Here is a 1,121-nt window from a genome sequence, read left to right as displayed (position 1 = left end):
AAAAATCATCCATATGAAATAGAAATCTTTGAAGATATAAACTACAAGACAATTAACAAAATAAAAATATAGATAACATAGGGAGGAATTAAAAATGAAAAAGGTTTTATTAGGATTATTAGCATTATCAGCAACACTTGTAGCGGAATCACTAGCACCGTCAAATGGAAATATTGGAGCAAATGGTGAAAATCATATTGATATTAATACTAAAGCATTTATAATTGATTCAGGTCTTATTATAACTGAAAGACCAGAAGGTGAAGAAGCAATAAAGTCAATTGAATTAGATCATGGGACAATTATGAAAGGAAGTACATCACCTTCTGAAGTAGCTAGACCTATTTATATAAAAAGAGCAAACGATGAACCATTTCCAAATAATACTATGCTAGATATAACTCTTACAAGCTCTAATAATAACTTAATTAATCTTCCTGGCAGAGCTTCTCTTGCTCATACGCTAACTGGAACAGTTTCTAACGCTACTTCAGCTACTTCAGCCGGAGATACTTTAACTTTATCTGGAACTAATAGTCAATCTAATAATACATTTTCAACAGATAAAAAACATATACAAGTTGATTTAAAATCAAAAATAGAAGCTGCTGAATTTGGAAAAGATAATTTAGTTGAAGGCAATTATTCAAATACATCGACATTAAGCGTTAAATTTAGTAAAAATCCAGCTCTTGTTATTGGTAAGTCTGCTTCAAAATAAGAGAATTAAAAATTTAAAAGCCTCTAAGAACTTTAGAGGCTTTTTTAAGGAGAGCAACTATGAAAAAAAATATCTTTATTATACTTATGCTTCTATTCTCTAAAGTATACTCATATGTTAATATCCATCCTGTGAGCTTTGATAAAAATATAGGAGGGTCTGGAGAGATTGAAGAATACTATCTATATAATGGAACTAATTCTTCAATTAAATATCTTTTTTCTGTAGAGCGTAGTAAAAATGAAAAAGATATGACTAGTTGGGTTGAATACTACCCTAAAACTCTCAATTTAAAACCTGGACAAGAGGGTGTTTTAAAAGTTTTTATAAAAGCTCCTAGAGGAACTGAAGTAGGAGAATATACTACAATCTTAGGTGTTAAAGAGATGCCTATTATAAG

General features: G+C 29.6%; 2 protein-coding genes. Both read left to right on the top strand.

All coding sequences use genetic code 11. The annotated features are described in order from the left end of the window. Window positions 1-94 precede the first annotated feature (94 nt). Window positions 95-721, top strand: a complete 627-nt coding sequence (locus ACRDDY_RS01330) for a hypothetical protein (RefSeq protein ID WP_438563167.1) — start codon at window positions 95-97, stop codon at window positions 719-721. Between the two features lie 59 nt (window positions 722-780). Then, a partial coding sequence (locus ACRDDY_RS01325; RefSeq protein ID WP_438563166.1) for a hypothetical protein occupies window positions 781-1,121 on the top strand: 341 nt, incomplete at its 3' end.

It is taken from the genome of Clostridium sp., from assembly GCF_051656525.1.
Lineage (GTDB): Bacteria > Bacillota > Clostridia > Clostridiales > Clostridiaceae > Clostridium.
The sequence above is the reverse complement of the archived record's forward strand: the minus strand, read 5'-3'. Positions and strand labels throughout refer to the sequence as shown.

What these genes read in the sequence shown, in the direction of transcription:
- ACRDDY_RS01330 (WP_438563167.1), top strand. Translation starts at nt 95, where the DNA reads ATGAAAAAGGTTTTATTAGGATTATTAGCATTATCAGCAACACTTGTA.